The organism is Pseudomonas imrae (assembly GCF_046352735.2).
In the GTDB taxonomy this organism is placed as follows: Bacteria; Pseudomonadota; Gammaproteobacteria; order Pseudomonadales; family Pseudomonadaceae; genus Aquipseudomonas; species Aquipseudomonas imrae.
In genome coordinates, this window is sequence record NZ_CP110853.2 from 3,069,756 (window position 1) to 3,089,325 (window position 19,570).

Genomic DNA, 19,570 nt, shown 5'->3' on the forward strand with positions numbered 1-19,570 from the left:
CTTGAAGCTAGCCCATTGAGCACTGCCTTGTCATGCGTAAGGTCAATTCCTTTACACCAGCGCCTCAGTGAAAATCCCGACTGCGCACATTGATCCCCGCCAGCAGCGGCGTCAGGTCACTGAGGCGGCCGGCAATCAGATGACGAACCTCGCCCACCGCCTCCCAGCGGCCATCCACCTTGAGCAGCCGTGAGCCCACCAGCACCCGGCGCTGACGTTCGGCCAAGTCCCGCCAGACCACTACGTTGACATTGCCGAACTCGTCCTCAAGGGTCACGAAGGTCACGCCGCTGGCCGTGCCCGGACGCTGGCGCCCCGTGACCAGGCCTGCGACGCTGACATTGCGCCCGTGCTCCACCGACTGCAGTTCCCGTGAACTGCGGCAGCGCCGCCCCCGTAATTCATCGCGCAGCAGCGCCAATGGGTGAGGACCTAAAGTGGTGCCCACGCTGGCGTAATCGGCGTACAGGTCTTCGCCGACAGTCGGCTGAGGCAGCTGCACTGTTGCTTCCTCGGGACTCGGCACGCCGGCAAACAGCCCCAGTTGCTTTTCTACCCCGGCCACTTCCCAACGCGCCCGGTGCCGATGCTCGGCCAACCCGCGCAAGGCTCCGGCATCCGCGAGCAATTCCTGGGCGCGGGTGTCCAGTCGGGCGCGCTCGCCCAGATCGGCAATGTCTCGGAACTCATGCCGTTGGCGTGCCCTTTCGATCCGTCGGGCATCCTCTTCGCGAAAACCCGAGATCATCCGCAACCCCATGCGAATAGCCGGCTGCCGGCCCTCGACTGGCTCCAGGCTGCAATCCCAGTCGCTGGCATTCACGTCCACTGGACGAATCTGCAAGTGATGGCGACGCGCGTCCTGCAGGATCTGGTCCGGGCTGTAGAAGCCCATGGGCCAGCTATTGATCAAGGCACAGGCGAACGCTGCCGGTTCATGGCATTTGAGCCAGCAACTGGCATAGGTCAGCAAGGCAAAACTGGCGGCATGGGACTCGGGAAACCCATAGCTGCCAAAACCTTTGATCTGCTCGAAAATCTGCGCGGCGAAGGCCTCGGTATAACCGTTTTTCAACATCCCGGCACGCAGCCGGTGCTGGTGCGGCTCCAGGCCGCCATGGCGCTTCCAGGCTGCCATCGAGCGGCGCAACTGGTCAGCCTCGCCAGGGCTGTAGTCGGCGGCGACAATCGCGATCTGCATCACTTGTTCCTGGAACAACGGGATGCCCAGGGTGCGCTTGAGCACCGCTTCCAATTCTGGGGAAGGATAGGTGGTTGCCTCCTCCTTGTTTCGCCTGCGCAGATATGGATGCACCATGCCGCCCTGGATCGGCCCGGGACGCACAATGGCGACTTCAATCACCAAGTCATAGAACGTTTGGGGCTTGAGCCGCGGCAACATGGACATCTGGGCCCTGGACTCGATCTGGAATACGCCAATGGTGTCGGCGCGGCTGATCATGGCGTAAGTCGCCGGGTCTTCCGCGGGCACCGTGGCCAGCGTCAGATCGAAGTTGCGATAGTGCCGTAACAGGTCAAAGCAGCGGCGAATGGCACTGAGCATGCCCAGGGCGAGGATGTCGACCTTGAGCAGGCCCACGGCGTCCAGGTCGTCCTTGTCCCACTGGATGATGGTGCGCTCGGCCATGGCCGCATTTTCCACGGGCACCAGGGTGTCCAGCGGCTGCTCGGAAATCACAAAGCCGCCAGGGTGTTGGGACAGATGGCGAGGGAAGCCGATCAACTGTCGGGTCAGGCTCAGCACCCGCCGCAGCACCGCACTCTCGGGATCGAACCCTCCTTCGCGCAGGCGCTCCAGAGGCGGGACCTGGTCGCTCCAGCGCCCACAACAATCGGCCAGGGCGTTGACCTGGTCAGGCGGCAGGCCCAGGGCCTTGGCCACATCGCGTACCGCACCGGCGCCGTGATAACTGCTGACCACCGCCGTGAGCGCAGCACGGGCCCGGCCATAGCGCTGGAATACGTATTGCAGCACTTCTTCACGGCGCTCGTGCTCAAAATCGACGTCGATATCCGGCGGCTCGTTGCGCTCACGGGACAGGAAGCGCTCGAACAGCATGTTCATCCGGCTCGGGTCGATTTCGGTGATACCCAATGCAAAACACACCACCGAGTTGGCCGCCGACCCGCGCCCTTGGCAGAGGATCGAACGACTGCGGGCAAACCGCACGATGTCATGCACGGTGAGAAAGTAACTTTCGTAGCCCAGTTCGCTGATCAGCTCCAGTTCACGATTGATCTGCCCAAGGACCTTGGCATCGATACCTGTGGGCCAGCGCCGGGCGATGCCTTCTTCGGTCAGGGTGCGCAACCACGCTTCTGCTGTCTGCCCTTCGGGCACCAGCTCGCGGGGATATTGATAGCGCAGTTGGCTCAGGTCGAAGGTACAGCGTCGCGCAATCTGCACCGACTCCTTGAGCAAGCGCGACGGATACAGCGCACGAATGGTCTCGAGGCTGCGCAAGTGCCGTTCGCCATTGGGGTACAGGCGCTGGCCGGCGCTGGCTACCGGAAGATGATGGCGGATGGCGGTCATGGTGTCCTGCAAAGCACGTCTTGCCCGCACATGCATATGCACATCGCCACAGGCTACCGCCGGGATTTGCAGGCTGGCGGCCAGTTCCAGGCGATGCGCCAGGCGCCAGGCGTCGTCCTGAGCGCAGTGCAGCTCCACCGCCAGCCACAGTCGCTCGCCAAAAGTCCTGCATAGCCATTCGCCATCAGCCTGGGTATCGCCCTCCTCCGGCACCCATAGCACCACCAGCCCCGGTGCGGGGTCGGTAAAGTCTTCCCGCAACAAACGGTACTGGCCTTTTTCGGCGCGACGGCGGCCAAGAGTGATCAGCCGGCACAGGTGCTGATAGCCCTCCAGGCTCTCCACCAGCAGCACCAGTTTCGGGCCGTTTTCCAGACGTACTTCGCTGCCGACGATCAGCGCCAGTTCAACCGCCTTGGCCGCTTGCCAGGCCCGAACAATGCCGGACAACGTGCATTCATCCGTGATTGCCAAGGCTTGGTACCCTTGCTGCTTTGCACGCTCGAACAATTCCCGGGCACTGGACGCACCCCGCTGGAAGCTGAAATTGGACAGGCAATGCAACTCTGCATAGTGCTCGCTCATGCAAACCAGCCTTGCAGCCATAGCCCGCTGTTTTCACCCACCGTGCGAAAAGCCCAGCCCTGCTGACCGTTGCGGGTCTGGATCAGGTAGTAATCGCGGCGCACATCGGCACCATCCCACCAACCCGACTCGATGCGCTCCGGGCCCATCAGGATCTGCACGCTCCGCTCGGCCAGCGCTGTCGGTTCGCTCAGCAGCCAACCGGGGCGCCGGACCGGGCTCAAGGGCTGGCATGCGCGACTATCGGTGCCAGGTTGCCAGGCACATTCAGGGCGGTGGTCGGCGTGAAAGCGCAAGCCCTGCACGGCGTCATCCCCCAGGCGCGCCCGCAAGCGTTCGCGCAATTGTTCCCACGGCAGGGTTTGCTGCGGGCGCTCGTCGAACAGGTCCTGACGCTGGGGCACAAACAGCGGCAGGTCCGCGGCCACCAGACGCACGTTGCGCACCGGCGAGGTGACTTGCACTTGCTCCAGGCGCCCACGGGCCAATTCAAACAGCGTCGCCGGGTCGCGCTCGGCGCTCAACAGGCCAACCTTGACCAGGGTCGCCGGCGCCTGGGCATGCTCCAGGTGCAGATCAAAACGCTGCACACCACTGTCGCGCCCGCAGAGAAATGCGGACAAATCGCCGGTCAAACGACGCAACGGGAACAACAGTGCCTGGTGCGACAACACATCGAAATTCAACTCGATGCGTATATCAAAACGGTCCGGCGGCTGATAGAAATCCAGGGCCAGGGGACGCTGCCCCGACAACGTATCCAGATGTTTGAGCAACGCGGCATCGAACCGTCGAGCCAGGCTATGCCTAGGCAGTGCCTGCACCTGGGCCAGGGTGCGCAGCCCCATGCGCGACAAGGCAGTAGCTGTTTGCGGATCAAGGCCGGCCCGATCAATCGCAATGGCTCCCAGGGCCTGGTACAAACCCTCAGTGTCGGGCACGGCCAGGCCATCGTAAGCGTTGGCGAGCACCCGCGCGGCGGCCGGGTTGGGAGCGGCAACAATGCGATGACGAAAACCCAGCTCAGTCAGTTCCTTGCGCAGCCGTGCCTCCAACACTGCCCAAGGCCCGAACAGACCCAGGCTCGATTCGATTTCAAACAACAAGGCACGCGGGTAAAACACACTGACCTGGGAGCTGAAACGATAGGCCCAGGCGGCGAGAAATTGCTGCCAGCGCTCTATGTCCACAGGGTCATATTCGACACAGGCAAAGGCTTTGCTCAGGGCATGAGCCGCCGCCAGCGACTGCCCGGGACGCAGTCCCAACGCCCGAGCGGCATCATTGACGGTTTGCACAACCCGTTTCTGTGGAGTGCCGGCCAACAGCGCCAGCGCTTGATCCGGCTCGGGGCGCAGACGCTGCACGGCGTCCAGCGCCAGTTGCGGGAAGACAATACAGACCCAGCGCATGCCAACCTCAGTGCCCGACAGCCAAGGCAATCGGCGCGGGATGCGCCAGCCCGCCCCGACACTTGAGTACCCGCACTTGCGCAGGCCGGGCTTCGACAGCCAGGCGCAACGCAGCCGGCGACGGGTTGATCGCCTCGCTCATGGCGCGCCAGGCAAACGCCAGGGTCTGGCCGGTCTCGGCGGCCACCTGCAAACGGCGCAGGGCGCGGTCATCGGCCTGGCGCGGCCAGCACAGCACCGCGCCACAACTGCCTGAGCGCAGGCATTGCTCCACGGCCCACAGTGCATCGCGGTCATTGGCCTGAACCAGCACGAGCTGGCGCAAGTCCACGCCAGCGTTTGTCCAGGCATGGGGGTATGGGATATAGGGTGGTGCCACCAGAACAATCCGCTCCCCCGCCGTCGATAACCGCGCCAGGGTTGGCCAGACCAACTGCAACTCACCCACGCCCTCCTGGTTGATCAGGATTTCACTCAGGGCCGCCTCGGGCCAGCCGCCACTGGGCAGCACCGCATCCAGGGCCGTCAGCCCGGTGGGATGGATGCTGGCCGGTGGCGCTGCCGGCCGGCCTTTCCAGACCCTGCCGCCATTGAACAGCGAGTCCAGTGCCACCACGGCGCCCATCAGCCTTGCCTCACAAGGCCGCAAAACACGCCTTCGATCGCCAGGTCCTGATCGGGGCCGACCACGATAGGTCGATAAGCAGGGTTGCGTGGCAACAGACGCACATACTCACCTGTTCGCTCGAAACGCTTGATGGTGACTTCGCCATCCAGGCGTGCCACGACAATCTGTCCGTTCGCCGCCTCGGCGGTGCGGCGTATGCCTACCAGGTCGCCGTCAAGAATACCGTCTTCGATCATCGAGTCGCCCTGGACCCGCAACAGGTAATCGGGGGCCCGCGCAAACATGGCCGGATCAAGCATCAGGCGATTATGGACTTCGGCGTCGGCGCCGATGGGTAAACCAGCGGCAACCCGGCCCAGCACCGGAATGTCCAGCCATTGCGGCTTTACCGGTTGGTTGAGCAAGCGAATACCCCGCGCCTGGTTGGGGTTGACCTCGATAAAACCACCCTCGGTCAGGGCCAGCACATGTTTGCGGGCGACACTGCGCGAGGCAAAGCCAAATGCCTCGGCGATTTCGGCGAGGCTGGGAGACTGACCCTGCAGTGCGATACGTTCGCGAATGAAGGTCAGGATGGCGGTACGGCGGGGAGTCAAAGTTGTCATGGAGTACATTTGTACTCCTGTGGGAATTTTCTGACAATAGCCGCTAGTCGGCGCTCGCTAAAGCAACGGTCAAGGTTTGCGCTGCAGCACCCGGTCCATGATCCGATCGGTCTTCAACGCTTCGATAGCCAGCGCCGGATGCACGCTTTCACCGCGAATATGCGCGTTCATGCCCAATACGTGGTGCCACTGAATATGTGGGTGGTTGGCAATTTCAAGGGTTTCGTTGACCTGCCCTTCAAGCTGCAACGGCTGCTCATCAAACACCGAAAAGATGATGCGCCCCTGGCTGCCGATCAACTCCACCCGATCCTCGCGTCGGTCGGCCACAAAGTTCCAGCAACCCATGCCCAACGCTCCAGAGGCAAAGCTCCAGCAGGCGGTGACCGCATCCTCCGCCGCATAACGCCCGGCCTGGTGCGCGGTATAACCCGCGACCTCGACAATATCCCCCGCCAAGTACTGGAACAGGTCAAAACCATGGCTGGCCAGGTCGGCAAAATAACCACCCCCGGCAATCGCCGGGTCGGTACGCCAGTTACTCGCCAGGGTATCCGTGGGCGCCGCAGGCTTGCACAAGGTCCAGCTCAAGTGGCGCAACTCGCCGATACGCTCCTCTTGCAGCCAGGTGCGCACTTGCTGGAAACGTGGCAACGAACGCCGGTAATAAGAAACAAACAGATGCAAGCCAGCGCGTTCGAAGGTGCGCTGCATCAGCGCGCTCTGTTCGGCATTCAGCGACATCGGTTTCTCGACACAGCAATGCTTGCCGGCCGCTGCCACCATCAGGCTGTACTCCAAATGACTGGCCGGGGGCGTGGCGATGTATACGGCGTCCACTTGCGGATCATTGATCAGCGCCTGGGCATCGGTATAGAACCGGGCGATACCGTGACGCGCAGCGTAATCGCGCACAGCTTCTTCACGACGGCCCATGACGGCCACCAAGGCTGAACCTGGCGCCTTGTAGAAGGCAGGTCCACTCTTGAGTTCAGTGACACTGCCACAGCCAATCATGCCCCAGCGGATAGCGCTCATTTGCCTTCCTTCATCGGTATGTTTTCAGTTGGCCAGTATCGACGTTTTCCAGCCTCGCCTCCAGCACGCCCGGCACACACCCGGCATGACGATTGAATTACACTTTTATGACAATCATCTATCTGCCGGGGCACAGACGATGAAAATACGCGCTACGGTCATTTGCGAACATGAGGGGCATATCCTGTTCGTACGCAAGGCCAGGTCGAAATGGGCACTGCCAGGTGGCAAGGTCGAGCGCGATGAGCGGCCCGTCGGCGCAGCGGCCCGTGAACTGGAAGAAGAAACCGGCTTGAATGTGGATCGGTTGCTGTATCTACAGGAGTTGAAGGCAAACGACACGCTGCATCATGTGTTTGAAGCGTCGGTGATCAACATCGACGAAGCCCGGCCATGCAACGAAATCATCGACTGCCAGTGGCATGCCTATGGCGTCCTCGAGCAACTGAACGCCACCGATGCCACCAAGCGGATTGTCCGGTGTTTTCTGCGCAGGCTTTAGATAGCGTGTCGACAATGCTTGGGGCTCAGGCCCCGGATGCAGTTGCTGTTAGCAAACAACCCCATCAGAGGCCTGTGCATCATATTAGCGATAACGCTTTAACACTGTGCCGGCCCAAATTAATAGGTTAGCTTCGACGGGGCTGTACCTTGCTGTGGGCTCTCATCAGGGCGTTTCACGCGAACGTGCTCAGGCATGTCATCAACCTGTGCCCCGCCGAAATCGGCAATGGCATCCAAAGAGTTGGATTGAGGCATGGTCACTGGTGGGCGTACGGAGTTATCAATAGCAGTCACAATTTCACCTTAATATTGATTCAAAGGATGTTGGCTTTCTCAAGCACCTGTTTTGTGGATCGCTGACACAATCAGTTCCAAATAACTTCACTACCCCAACATCGCAAGCCTTCTGCAGCCCACCTTGATCTCGTCACGCAATTCGCCCATCCGGTTGCAAATGCCACGAATGCTGTCCAGGCCATATGACCAAACCGGAAAGGCAAATCGCAGGCAAAAAAAATCCCAAGTAGCTGATGGAAACTTGGGATTTAAAAATGCATAAACCGTGGGAGGTGAACGCCTGGCCATAATAACCATCGAGCAAACTTGTAACAAGATAATTTGCCACCTTTCGTCGGATCAGAATGCTGCTAAGTCATTCAATAACCACATGTTTTTTAAGGAGGAAGACATCTTTAAATGCCACTTCTTGGTGCAGCCCTTAAGTTTTCCGAGTCAAACCCACAACAACTATCAGGTTAATCAAGCGGTTATTTACGGGCCAGCTTGTAGCGTACGCACTCTTCATAAAAGCTCTGACGTACGGCAGGTGGTTTGAGCCGTGACGGGCTGTCATAAGTCTGTTCGGTGATTCCCATGGCCATCATGCGCATCCAGGATTTATTGAATTTGTAGGTCTGGATTTTCTGTCGTGCGGCGTACAACGAGACGCCCGACAATTTAAGTTCCTGAGCCCTTGCCGCCGTACCTGCTCCCCAACTGCACATGAATCGGTCGCCCTCACGCAGGGTTTTACCCTGGGCCGACACCGTCCCGCTCATCAGGGACAAGGCAATCAGCGTGACTTTCACATTGCACATTCGCATTCAGCCTAACCACCTGAAAATAAAAGTGATTTTGGCGAAATATTTGTAACAGCAGGGCCAGCAAATTGCCTTCTCTGCCTGTCATGATCGTTTGCAAGAAAGCTGGATCAGCCCAATAACAAACTGATCCAGGTTCAACTTCAAGGGTATTGCTGTAAGTCTCTCAACCCCTCTGGCTCAAATCACCACTGATACGTCGCACTGGCCTGAACTGTGCGCTGCGAGCCGTACCAGCACCAGGAGTAGGAATAGCAGGAGGCGACGTATTCTTTATCGGCCAGGTTGGTGGCATTGACCGCCAGGCGCAGGTTGTCGTCGGGAGTGTTGATGTGCGGGATGTCGTAATGTACCGAAGCATCAAACAAGGTATAGCCCGGAACCTTCAGGGTGTTGGCTGTATCGCCCCAGGAAGAACCGACATAACGCGCGCCCGCCCCTACGCCGAAGCCCTTGAGGTTGCCGTCGTGCAAGGTGTAGTCCGCCCACACCGAAGCGGTATGGCGCGGCACGCCGTAAGTGGTGGTGCCTTTGGTGGACACCGCCGGGCCTACGCCCACGTCGTTAATCGGCGCATAGCGCACGGTGCTGTTGGACTTGCTGATGCGGTTATCGAGGTAGGCGTAGGCCGCGGTGATGTCCAGGTTGTCGTTGAGACTGGCCTTGCCTTCCAGTTCAAAACCACGGGATTGTACTTCGCCGTCCTGGACCTGGCAGCGTCCGTTGCCGCACAGGTGGGTGGGGTCCGGATCCATAGTCGGCACGTTGCTCTGGCGCAGATCGAAGATGGCAGCGGTGATGAAACTGTTGCTGCCTGGAGGCTGGTATTTAATGCCGATTTCGTATTGCTTGCCTTCAGTGGGTTCGAACACCGAACCACCGTAGCCTGTGCCCGACTGAGGCGAAAACGACTCGGCGTAGCTGGCATAAGGCGCCAGCCCGTTATCGAACAGATAGACCACACCCAGGCGACCGGTAAAAGCCTTGCTGTCCAGGGAGGATTTGGACTTGGTATCGGTTTTTAATGTCAGCGTGGTGTTGTCGGTACTGGCCCAGTCGTACCGACCGCCCAACAACAGCACCCACTTGCCCCACTTCACGTGTTCTTGCAGGTATACACCGGTCTGTTCGCTACGAGCGGTCGCGTCGGTACCGAACTCCGGCGTCTTGATCGGCGCGCCATACACCGGGTCGAAGATATCAAGGGTCGGACCTTTGCCGTAGCCTGCCTTGGTGTCAGTGCTGGTGTTCTGGTAATCGACGCCCATCAGCAACGTATGTTGCAATGGACCGGTATCGAATTTGCCTTGCAACTGGTTATCGAGATTGTAGGCGTCCATGTCGACATCGGTGGCGATGGTCGAACGATTGGAGGTGCGGTAATCGGCTTGCAGATTGCTGTGGTAGATGCTGCGGTAAATACCTTCACTGCGCATATAGCGAGCATTCTGGCGCACGGTCCAGATGTCGTTGAAGTGATGTTCGAAGGCATAACCGAGGGAGAAATGCTCGCGGTCGCTCTTTTCGAAGTTTTTTTCTCCGTCGTAGAAGTCAACGTCAATACTGCGCCCCAGTGGGCTGTGCAGCACCGAGCCCCAGGCAGGCATCGAACCGTAGGACGCGCCCTTGGGGTCCTTCTGGAAGTGCCCGAGCAAGGTCAGCGACGTCGCTTCGCTCGGGCGCCAGGTAAAAGCGGTGGACAATGACTGACGTCGGGTCTCGGTATGTTGCACCTGACCGTCGGCATCATCGAACAAGCCGGCAACACGGTAGGAATACTCCCCTTGGTCATCCAGCGGCCCGCTCAGGTCGAAGGTAGTGCGCTTCTTGTTGAAGGTGCCGTACTCGACCCCTACTTCATGAAACGGTGTGTCCAACGGGCGCTTGGTGACCAGGTTGATCACACCACTGGGGCTGCCTTGGCCATACAGCACCGAGGCCGGTCCCCGCAGTACTTCGACGCGCTCCAGGTCGAAGGCATCCTTTTGCGGTGAGGCATCACGGCTTGAAGCCACGCGCAGCCCGTCGAGGTAAGTCACCGGGGCAAAACCGCGAATGGTCAACTGATCCAGGCGCGAAGCGGTGGCGCCACGGGTTTCCGGGACCACGGCGGCACTGTAACGCAGGATCTGATTGAGACTTTCGGCGTTCTGCGCACGCATCTGGTCTTTAGTGATCACCGAGATTGACTGCGGGGTTTCGATCAAGGCGGTGTCGGTCTTGGTCCCGGACAGGCTGCGAGTCGCTACATAGCCAGCAACCGGGCCGATTGGACTTTCGCTCTGGTAGGCACCGCTGATGGTGGTGGTTTGCAGTTCCAGCGTGCCATCTGCCTGCGGGATCGCCTCGATGCGGTAACGCTGTGCCGAAAGCGCCTCGGCACGCAAGCCGCTGCCGGCCAGCAACTGGGCCAGGCCGGCATCGCGACTCAACTGCCCGCTCACGCCGTTGCTGCGTTTACCGCGAGTCAAAGCCGGATCAAACGCCAACGCCAGCCCGGCCTGTTCGGCAAAACCATTGAGAGCCCGGCTCAAATCACCGGAGGGAATCGAAAAAAGCTGGACCGCGCTACTGCTTTCATTCGCCCATGAAGACTGAACGGCCAACAGGGGAACGGCGGCAATAGCCAGCGCCACTGACAACGCCAGTGGGTGCATCGGGCGAACAAAACGTGACATGAGACGTCCTGGAATATGGGGTTCTAATATCCATGACGGCCATGTCGGAAAATCGGGTATGAATGAGAGCGTTTTTTATTTGAGAAGAAATCATAGCGGCTTGATCACCACCATCAAATCGGTGAAATATTCCACCTTGATTGGCAAGTTATCCGCCAGTGTCGCCAGCGCTGCTTCAGTGTCATCGAGCTTGAACACCCCCGATACCCGTAACCCTTGCAGCGCACCGGGATCAAAGCGCACGACACCATGGCGGTAGCTGGCCAGTGTTTGCAGGACCTCACTCAGCGGCCGGTCATCCACCGTGAGCAGACCACGGGTCCACGCGGCCGGGTCGCTGCCAGCAGTCGGTTGCGCCGGCTGGGCAAGGCCATCCTTAAGGATCGACATGTTCCCCGCCGTGACTTTCACTGCATTGCTGTGATTGCCCTTGGCAGCCACCGTTGACTCGATCACCGTCACCCGCGTCGACCCGTCCGCCACGCGCTGCACCAAAAAGCGTGTGCCCAATGCGGTTGCCGTGCCCTGATCGGTGCGCACTACGAAGGGCCGCTGGGCATCCTTGGCCACCTCGACCCACATCTCCCCTTGCAATAACTCGATGATCCGCTGCCGACCGTCGAACTTCACGTCCAGCGCCGAGTTGCTGTTGAGCTGCAACTGGCTGCCATCCGCCAACACCATCTGGCGCCGCTCGCCAACGCTGGTGCGTTGGTCGGCCATCCAGACCGGCAGGTGTTCTAGCCCCGCCCAACCGCACATCAACACTCCCAACAGCGCCACAGCTTGCACGCCACGAGAGGCATATCCCGGTTTGTGCGCGGCGAAGGCCTTGCTCAACGCCTGGCGTGCCGGGGCAGCGGGCAGTTCATCAAGGCTGCCCCAGAGCACCCGCATCCGCGCGTAGGCTGTCCGATGCCGCGGATCAATTTGACACCAGGTTTCAAACGCCTCGCGGTCAGCATCGGTGACTTCATCGTCATGGAGCAACGCCAGCCAGCGCGCCGCTTCGCTGATGATCTGTTCGCAGGATGAATCTTGCAGGCTCACAATGGATCGGCGCCGTGCAGCGTGTGGTAGCAGTGCACCAACGCGTGGGAAATGTAGTTTTTCACGGTGCTGGATGACACCTGCAACTGAGCGGCGATTTCGCTGTAGGTCAAGCCGTCAAGGCGGCTGAGCAGGAACGCTTCGCGGGCCTTTTGCGGCAATCCGGCGAGCATCAGCGCAATCCGCTCCAGAGCTTGCAGGGCGACATGAATGGTCGCCGGATCGGGCATGCCGGCGTCCTGGAACTGGATGACCAACGCTTGCATGTAGGCTTTCTCGATCTTGCGCCGCCGTGCCCCATCAATCAGCAAACGCCCGGCAGTCGTCGCCAGAAAGGCCCGGGGCTCCTTGATATTCTGTGGTTCGGCCAGCAGCAACACGCGCACGAACGCATCATGGGCCAGATCCGCTGCATGCTGCGGACAGCCCAGCTTCTTGCGCAACCAGCCATGCAACCAGGCATGGTGGTCACTGTAAAGCGTGGTGAAGGTCTGCTGGCGACAGGTGTCAGGACGGTCGGCCACGGGAAAGTCATGCATGCGCAAAAATTTCTCAAATAAGAAAGATTACCAATCGCGCAAACGATGACAGCAAAACGATGTGGGGGCAAGGGTTCAAAAGCATGGGTTTTTACGGCGGCTGCGCAGCCGGTCGTGGCGTCGTTCTATCCGGTCGTTGCCACCCAAGGATTTACGCTCAACGCAGGCTCCATGAAACCCCGGCATACACCCCCATTCCATCGCCCGGGGTCGAGCGTGCCATGTCGCGCCCCTTGTCGTCATAACCTGGCGTGACGGTATTGGCATAGCGTTGGTGGGTCAGGTTGCGCAGGTCGACCCAGGCTTGCCAGTCCTGCTTCGGCGCGTCATAGCCAACGGTGGCGCCCAATAGGCTATAGGCCGCCGCGTAATAAGAGTTGGCATAGTCCACCGCGACCCGTGACGAATGCTCGCCATTGAGGCTGGTGAAAAAACCATTGGGATGGCTGTAGCGCAGTTGCGCCTGGTAATAATGCCTGGGAATCCCTGGCAGCGTGTTGTCGCCGAAGCGCTCGTCATCACGGTAGTGAAAATTGCTGTACGTGTAGGCTTGGCGCAACGCCAGTTGACCGCGATTGCCGCCGTTCCATAACGGATGGGTCAGACCCAGTTCCAGGCCTTGATGAATGGTCGGGCTGGCGTTGGACTCGGCAATGATCGCGGAGGTACTTGAAGTCTGCGCCTGGGTTTCAACGCTGAGCAGTTCGTGACGCACCAGCGAGTGATACAACGCCAGGTCCCACTGGCCGAACCAGGCTTCGCCACGCCCGCCCACTTCCAGCGTGGTGGCTGTCTGGTTTTGCAGTGCCACACCTTCGCGTTGCAGTCCGGTAGCCGGGCCACTTTTATCAGGGAAATACTTGTTGGAACCCCAAATCATCGACCAGGCATGCGGCGGTTCCACCGAGCGACTCAAGTTGCCATAGACCTGCAATTGCGGGCTGAAGTCATAGCGCAAGCCTACGCGCGGGGCGTAGTCCCAGTCGTGGGTACTCACCGGCGCCTGGGTGGCGGGATAGGTCACCTCGGTTTCACGGCGGGTGTAGATCGCCGCCAGCCCGGTGGTCAGCCACAGATCGGGCAGCAACTCCAGATCGTTCCCCACATGCAGCACCGTATCCGAGCCCAGGTAGCTGTAGTCACGGGTCTTGGTGCCGGGGGCATAGCCTGCCGTGTTGCCGGCAGGCACGCGCACATATTCCGACGCGCCGTTGTTGGGCAGCCCCTGAGTCGTACGCAGGCCGATGGTGGTCTTGCTGTCGCGACCGAACAGGGTGTCCTGGCGAATGTAGTTCAAGTTGCCGCTGATATCGGTGTAAGCGACTTTGAGGCGATTGGTGCCCTCGCGCAGGTCCATCGGGTAGTCGTGATAGGCCAGTCCGGCTTCGATCCTGGCATTGTCGTCCAGGTGCAAGGTGGTCTTGTTGGCGATCCAGGTGGAACCCGGCTGCAAGCGCTTCGAATCCCGCGCCAGGTTAAGAGCATTGGCAGCCCGCGGATCGTGGTTGATCTGTTGCCGGGTGAGCTTGCCAGGGCTTTCGTTGGCCGTTTGGCGGTAGCGAAAATAGAAGCGTGTTTCCAGGTCAAGGTTGAACCGGTAGCCAAAATTCGCCGCCACGCCCTTGGCGCTGCCGACGCTTTGCTGTTGGAAGCCGTCGTAATCCGAATCGGTCAGGCTGAGGTAATAGTCGGCATCGCCCAGCACTTGCCCGGAGCTGATTTCCCGCTGCGCATAGCCATGACTACCCACCTCGTAACGCACGCGCAGCTTGGGCGCATCGTAGCCGGTGCGGGTCACATAGTTGATCGCGCCGCCCAAGGCCAGTGCACCCCGCTCAAAACCGTTGGCGCCGCGCAGTACCTCGACACGGCTCAGCCACAGCGGATCCTTGAGTTCATAAGGCGTACCGCCCGGTCCGGTCAACGGCAGGCCGTCGAAGGTTTCGTACAGGCCAGATGCATGACTGCCGGGACCGCGGTTGATCCCCGAGCCGCGAATGGAAATTTTCACCCCTTCATTGTTCGCAGCCTTTGCATAGACACCGGCCTGGTACTTGAGCACGTCCTCGTTGCTGCTGAGCCGTCCCTGCGCAACGCTCGCCAGGTCGATGTAGTTGGTCGCGCCCGGCACCTGTCTGAGCTGCGCCTGCGCCGCCTCGCCCTCGCTGACCTCGACACCGGTGACTTCCAGCGGTGCCAATTGCAGCGCATCCTGCGCCTGCGCCAGATGGCTGAACGCCAGGGCAGCGAAACAGAGGGCGCTCGGGGAAAGAAGCAGCAAAGGGGGTTGCAGGCGCATGGGCCGAATCCTTGAAGAAGTCAGCGTTGGAAGCCCCGAGGGATGCACAGGTCACGCATCGGTATGCATCGAACCGCACAGGGACCAGCGATTGCGCTAATGTGCTGCTCGATGTGCTCCCCTCACTTTCGAGTCAGACTATTTTCATGCGTAATGTGATCCTGGGCAGTGTATGCCTGCTCTCTTCAATGCTGGTCGGCTGCCAGCAGCACCCGCCCGCCAACGATCAATTGGATGCCGTGCTCTGGACCCAGACATCCATTGAGCATGAGCTGATCTATCGCCAGGTCTTCGCCAATGCCACTCGCCAACTTGACGTGGCCCTGGCTTCGCCGGACTGGGACGCCCTGCCCTTCGCCCCGCGTAACCTGGCCGGCCTGCCACCGGCGGTGATTGTCGATATCGACGAAACCGTGCTGGACAACGTGCCCCTCAATGCCCGGGATATCATCAGCAACCAGACCTATTCCTACGATCGCTGGAACACCTGGGTCGACCAGGCCAAGGCCCAGGCGCTGCCCGGCGCAGTCGCATTCTTGCAGGCCGCCAGGCAACGCGGGATCAAAGTGTATTACCTGACCAATCGTGAGCACAGCCAGGTCCAGGCCACCGTCGATAACCTGCGCCTGCGCGGGTTTCCAGTAGAAAGCAATGAACAGGTACTGGCTGCCGCCACGCCTACCGGCCACTGTGAACAGGCTGGCTACGGCAAGAACTGCCGTCGCCAATGGGTTGCCAATCACGCGCGTGTATTGTTGCTGGCGGGTGACTCCCTGGGGGATTTCGTCCAGGCCGAGCACAACACCCTCGCAGATCAGCGTCGGGCCGTCGAACCCTACCTGAGCTGGTTTGGTCAACGTTGGTTCCTGTTGCCCAACCCCACTTACGGCAGTTGGTACAGCGCCCCGTACGGCGATCGCGAAGAAATACCGTTTGCGCAAAAACGCTACTTCAAGCAACAGGCCCTGCAGTTGCAGCCGTAGGCGCAAACCCCGTGGCCTGGCGGTACTGGCGCGGAGTAAAACCGGTCAACGCCTTGAATTGGCGGGTGAATGCGCTGTGATCGGTGTAGCCGCATTGCAGCGCAACTTCAGTGATCGGCATCTCGGTATGCAATAGGCGATGGGCGTGTTCGAGGCGCACTTTCTGGATCATCTGGCGAGGCGTCAGGTGGAACACGCGCTTGCAGTAGCGCTCCAGCTGCGCCACTGAAATCCCGGCGATGCGGGTCAGCTCTCCCAGGGTCACACGCCGATTGAAATGCGCGCGAATATGCTCATCCACCGCCGCCAGGCGCTGATAGGCCGGGTGCGTCTGGCTGGCCGATTGCAAGTCTACGGAAATACCCGCCAAACCGATGATCGCGCCGTCACGGTTATACAGAGGCCATTTGTGGGTCAAGCACCACCCCGGCTCGCGACTGCCGTACAAGTGCAGTTCCAGTTGGTCCTCCAGCACCAGGCCCTGCTCCAGCACCCGTCGATCCTGCTCGGTATAACCGGGGCCCAACTGCGCGGGGAACACCTCGGCACTGGTCTTTCCCAGTAGCGGCTGTAAGTGTTTCAAGCCACAGCGCTGCACCAGCGTACGGTTGGCCATGACGTAGCGCGCCTGGACATCCTTGATGAACATCGTCGCATTGGGGATCACATCGAGCATCGGCAACAGCAGTGCCACCCCCGCGAGCAGTTGCTCGATGGTTTGCGGACGATCCAGGTCGCGCCCCTGGCAAAGGCTCGCAAACGCGCTCTGCATCATCACATTCACTTCCTCTTCGGTCGGACAGGCCAGGCGCCCGCCAGGCAGATTGCCCGATGCCCGACTGCCTGTCGAGCGTGCCCGCACACCGGCCAATTGTGCTGATTTCGTCATTCATAGCGGCGCAAGACATCAATCGCGAGCGTGGCGATGGGTTCACTGTAGCGCCACTGCATGCCTATCCAAAAACTCACAAAAAGGCGCCGCTATGTCAGCCCAAGGCAAGTTCAAGAAACAGCTGTCTCTGATCGACCTCACCTTTATCGGACTGGGAGCCATCTTCGGTTCCGGCTGGTTGTTCGCCGCCAGTCACGTGTCGGCCATCGCCGGTCCCGCCGGAATCTTCTCCTGGATAATCGGCGGTTTCGCCGTACTGCTGCTGGGTATTGTTTATTGCGAATTAGGTGCAGCCTTGCCCCGTGCCGGCGGCGTGGTGCGCTACCCGGTGTATTCCCACGGCCCACTGTTGGGCTACCTGATGGGCTTTATCACGCTGATCGCGTTTTCAAGCCTGGTGGCAATTGAAGTAGTCGCCGCCCGGCAATACGCTGCCGCGTGGTTTCCTGAACTGACCAAAGCCGGTTCCAGCGATCCCACGCCCATGGGCTGGTTGTTGCAGTTCGGTCTGCTTTGCCTGTTCTTTGTGCTCAATTACCGCAGCGTGAAGACCTTCGCCATCGCCAACAACCTGGTGAGCGTGTTCAAGTTCATCGTACCGTTGCTGGTGATCGGGGTGTTGTTCACCTTCTTCAAACCAGAGAATTTCCATTCCCAGGGTTTCGCGCCGTTTGGCCTGTCGGGCATCGAAATGGCGGTCTCCGCCGGTGGGGTGATCTTCGCCTACCTGGGGCTCACGCCGATCATCTCGGTGGCCAGCGAGGTGAAGAACCCGCAACGCACCATTCCGATTGCCATGATCCTCTCGGTGCTGCTGTCCACGGCGATCTATGTCTTGCTGCAAGTGGCGTTCCTGGGCGGCGTGCCCACGGAAATGCTCGCCAACGGCTGGGCCGGTATCAGCAAGGAACTGGCGCTGCCGTATCGAGATATCGCCCTGGCCCTGGGTGTGGGCTGGCTGGCCTATCTGGTGGTTGCCGACGCAGTCATTTCCCCCAGCGGCTGCGGCAACATCTACATGAACGCTACGCCACGGGTGATTTACGGCTGGGCGCAAACCGGGACATTCTTCAAGATTTTCACCCGTATCGATAAAAAATCCGGCATCCCGCGCCCGGCGCTGTGGCTGACCTTTGGCCTGTCGGTGTTCTGGACCCTGCCGTTCCCGTCCTGGGAAGCGCTGATCAATGTGGTGTCCGCCGCGCTGGTGTTGAGCTACGCCGTCGCCCCGGTATGTGTCGCCGCGCTGCGTCGCAACGCCCCGGACATGCCGCGCCCGTTTCGCGTCAAGTGGATGAATGTGCTGGGTCCACTGTCATTCATCATCGCTGCGCTGATTGTCTATTGGTCGGGCTGGAACACCGTGTCCTGGTTGCTTGGCCTGCAAATTGTGATGTTTGTGGTGTACCTGTTGTGCCGCCGCCTGGTGCCCACGCACCACCTGAACCTGGCCCAGCAGGTGCGCTCCAGTGCCTGGTTGATCGGCTTTTACGCCGTGACCATCGTGCTGTCGAAACTCGGCAGCTTTGGTGGCCTGGGCGTACTCACTCATCCATTCGATACCGTGGTCGTCGCAGCCTGCGCCATGGGTATCTATTACTGGGGCGCAGCCACTGGCGTACCGACGCACCTGGTGGAACTCGAACACGAAGACGATGAAAGCGAAGCCGTGTTGCCAGCCACCGACGTGCAACACGCTGGTATCCCGCTTTCATCCCCAAACCCTGCCAATCACTGAATGGACCGCTTTATGAAACGACTGCACGTGATTGACTCACACACCGGCGGCGAACCCACACGCCTGATCATCAAGGGCTTTCCCGAACTGGCTGGCAACACCCTGCCTGAGCAGCTCGACAGCCTGCGCAACCAGCATGACCACTGGCGTCGCGCCTGCCTGCTGGAACCCCGTGGCAACGATGTACTGGTCGGTGCGCTGTACTGCGCGCCGGTTTCCAAGGACGCTACTTGTGGTGTGATTTTCTTCAACAATACCGGCTACCTCGGTATGTGTGGCCACGGCACCATTGGCCTGGTCGCCTCGTTGCACTACCTGGGACGCATCGCTGCGGGCGTGCACCAGATCGACACCCCGGTGGGCACCGTCAGTGCCACCTTGCATGAAGACGGCGCCGTCACTTTGCGCAACGTGCCCGCTTATCGCTATCGCCAGAATGTGCCGGTGGAAGTGCCCGGCCATGGCCGGGTCTACGGTGATATTGCCTGGGGCGGCAACTGGTTTTTCCTGGTGTCCGATCACGGCCAGACGCTGCACATGAACAACGTCGAAACCCTCACCGACTTCACCTGGGTGATGCTCAAGGCCCTCCAAGCCCAAGGCATTCAGGGTGAGGACGGCGCGCTGATCGACCACATCGAGTTGTTTGCCGACGACGACCAGGCCGACAGCCGCAACTTCGTCATGTGCCCCGGCAAAGCCTACGACCGTTCGCCTTGCGGCACCGGCACCAGCGCCAAGCTGGCGTGCCTGGCCGCCGATGGAAAACTGGCGGCCGGCGAGCCGTGGGTGCAGGCCAGCATCACCGCCAGCCAATTCGAAGGCCGCTTTGAATGGGAAGGTGAACGCATCCGCCCCTATATCACCGGTCGCGCCTACATGACCGCCGACAGCACGCTGCTGATCGACGAACAGGATCCTTTCGCCTGGGGCATTTGAAACGCCTCGGCACTGCTTCAACA

At 60.3% G+C, this 19,570-nt stretch carries 15 protein-coding genes; 4 read left to right on the forward strand and 11 right to left on the reverse strand.

From position 1 onward, the window contains the following. Positions 1-64 precede the first annotated feature (64 nt). From OQ460_RS13655 to OQ460_RS13675, 5 genes are read right to left on the reverse strand one after another with little or no spacing between them, the layout of a single operon-like run. Positions 65-3,163: an error-prone DNA polymerase gene (locus OQ460_RS13655; RefSeq protein ID WP_410018002.1), complete on the reverse strand. Its 3,099-nt coding sequence runs from the start codon at positions 3,161-3,163 to the stop codon at positions 65-67. Next, the gene (locus tag OQ460_RS13660) at positions 3,139-4,554 is read right to left on the reverse strand and encodes a Y-family DNA polymerase (protein ID WP_410018003.1); all 1,416 of its coding nucleotides are present in this window, start codon (positions 4,552-4,554) and stop codon (positions 3,139-3,141) included. Before OQ460_RS13660 ends, OQ460_RS13655 begins: the two co-directional genes overlap by 25 nt. 7 nt (positions 4,555-4,561) lie before the next feature. Next, the gene (imuA, locus tag OQ460_RS13665; RefSeq protein ID WP_410018004.1) at positions 4,562-5,179 is read right to left on the reverse strand and encodes a translesion DNA synthesis-associated protein ImuA; all 618 of its coding nucleotides are present in this window, start codon (positions 5,177-5,179) and stop codon (positions 4,562-4,564) included. Next, positions 5,179-5,796, reverse strand: coding sequence for a transcriptional repressor LexA (gene lexA / locus OQ460_RS13670; RefSeq protein WP_410018005.1), 618 nt, complete (start codon positions 5,794-5,796; stop codon positions 5,179-5,181). Before lexA ends, imuA begins: the two co-directional genes overlap by 1 nt. A 60-nt stretch (positions 5,797-5,856) precedes the next feature. Further along, positions 5,857-6,825: a Gfo/Idh/MocA family protein gene (locus OQ460_RS13675; RefSeq protein ID WP_410018006.1), complete on the reverse strand. Its 969-nt coding sequence runs from the start codon at positions 6,823-6,825 to the stop codon at positions 5,857-5,859. A 139-nt stretch (positions 6,826-6,964) separates the two neighbouring features. On the opposite strand from OQ460_RS13675, the gene OQ460_RS13680 reads away from it, so the two are divergent. Further along, a complete protein-coding gene (locus OQ460_RS13680; RefSeq protein WP_410018007.1) occupies positions 6,965-7,327 on the forward strand; it encodes an NUDIX hydrolase in 363 nt (120 codons plus the stop codon). 769 nt (positions 7,328-8,096) lie between these two features. On the opposite strand, the gene OQ460_RS13685 is transcribed toward OQ460_RS13680, so the two are convergent. The 5 genes from OQ460_RS13685 to OQ460_RS13705 all read right to left on the reverse strand — a co-directional run bounded on the left by OQ460_RS13685 (position 8,097) and on the right by OQ460_RS13705 (position 14,995). Continuing rightward, positions 8,097-8,432 (reverse strand): hypothetical protein, encoded by a 336-nt coding sequence (locus tag OQ460_RS13685; protein WP_410018008.1) that lies wholly within the window; start codon positions 8,430-8,432, stop codon positions 8,097-8,099. A gap of 182 nt (positions 8,433-8,614) precedes the next feature. Continuing rightward, positions 8,615-11,107 carry a TonB-dependent siderophore receptor gene (locus OQ460_RS13690; RefSeq protein ID WP_410018009.1) on the reverse strand — a complete coding sequence of 831 codons (2,493 nt, stop codon included), beginning with the start codon at positions 11,105-11,107 and terminating at the stop codon, positions 8,615-8,617. A gap of 90 nt (positions 11,108-11,197) precedes the next feature. After that, entirely contained in the window at positions 11,198-12,157 is a 960-nt protein-coding gene (locus OQ460_RS13695) for a FecR family protein (RefSeq protein WP_410018010.1), read from the reverse strand. Next, positions 12,154-12,696 carry a sigma-70 family RNA polymerase sigma factor gene (locus tag OQ460_RS13700; protein ID WP_410018011.1) on the reverse strand — a complete coding sequence of 181 codons (543 nt, stop codon included), beginning with the start codon at positions 12,694-12,696 and terminating at the stop codon, positions 12,154-12,156. Before OQ460_RS13700 ends, OQ460_RS13695 begins: the two co-directional genes overlap by 4 nt. Positions 12,697-12,853: 157 nt before the next feature. Continuing rightward, complete coding sequence (locus OQ460_RS13705) at positions 12,854-14,995, reverse strand: TonB-dependent receptor family protein (RefSeq protein WP_410018012.1); 2,142 nt, start codon at positions 14,993-14,995, stop codon at positions 12,854-12,856. A 146-nt stretch (positions 14,996-15,141) separates the two neighbouring features. Between OQ460_RS13705 and OQ460_RS13710 the strand changes: the two genes are divergently transcribed. Next, complete coding sequence (locus OQ460_RS13710; RefSeq protein WP_410018013.1) at positions 15,142-15,978, forward strand: 5'-nucleotidase, lipoprotein e(P4) family; 837 nt, start codon at positions 15,142-15,144, stop codon at positions 15,976-15,978. Here the strand turns inward: OQ460_RS13710 and OQ460_RS13715 are convergent. Further along, a complete protein-coding gene (locus tag OQ460_RS13715; protein ID WP_410022004.1) occupies positions 15,947-16,753 on the reverse strand; it encodes a helix-turn-helix domain-containing protein in 807 nt (268 codons plus the stop codon). The genes OQ460_RS13710 and OQ460_RS13715 overlap by 32 nt on opposite strands. Before the next feature lie 208 nt (positions 16,754-16,961). On the opposite strand from OQ460_RS13715, the gene OQ460_RS13720 reads away from it, so the two are divergent. After that, entirely contained in the window at positions 16,962-18,608 is a 1,647-nt protein-coding gene (locus tag OQ460_RS13720) for an APC family permease (protein ID WP_410018014.1), read from the forward strand. A gap of 12 nt (positions 18,609-18,620) precedes the next feature. Then, positions 18,621-19,547, forward strand: coding sequence for a 4-hydroxyproline epimerase (locus OQ460_RS13725; protein WP_410018015.1), 927 nt, complete (start codon positions 18,621-18,623; stop codon positions 19,545-19,547). The last annotated feature ends 23 nt before the right edge of the window (positions 19,548-19,570 follow it).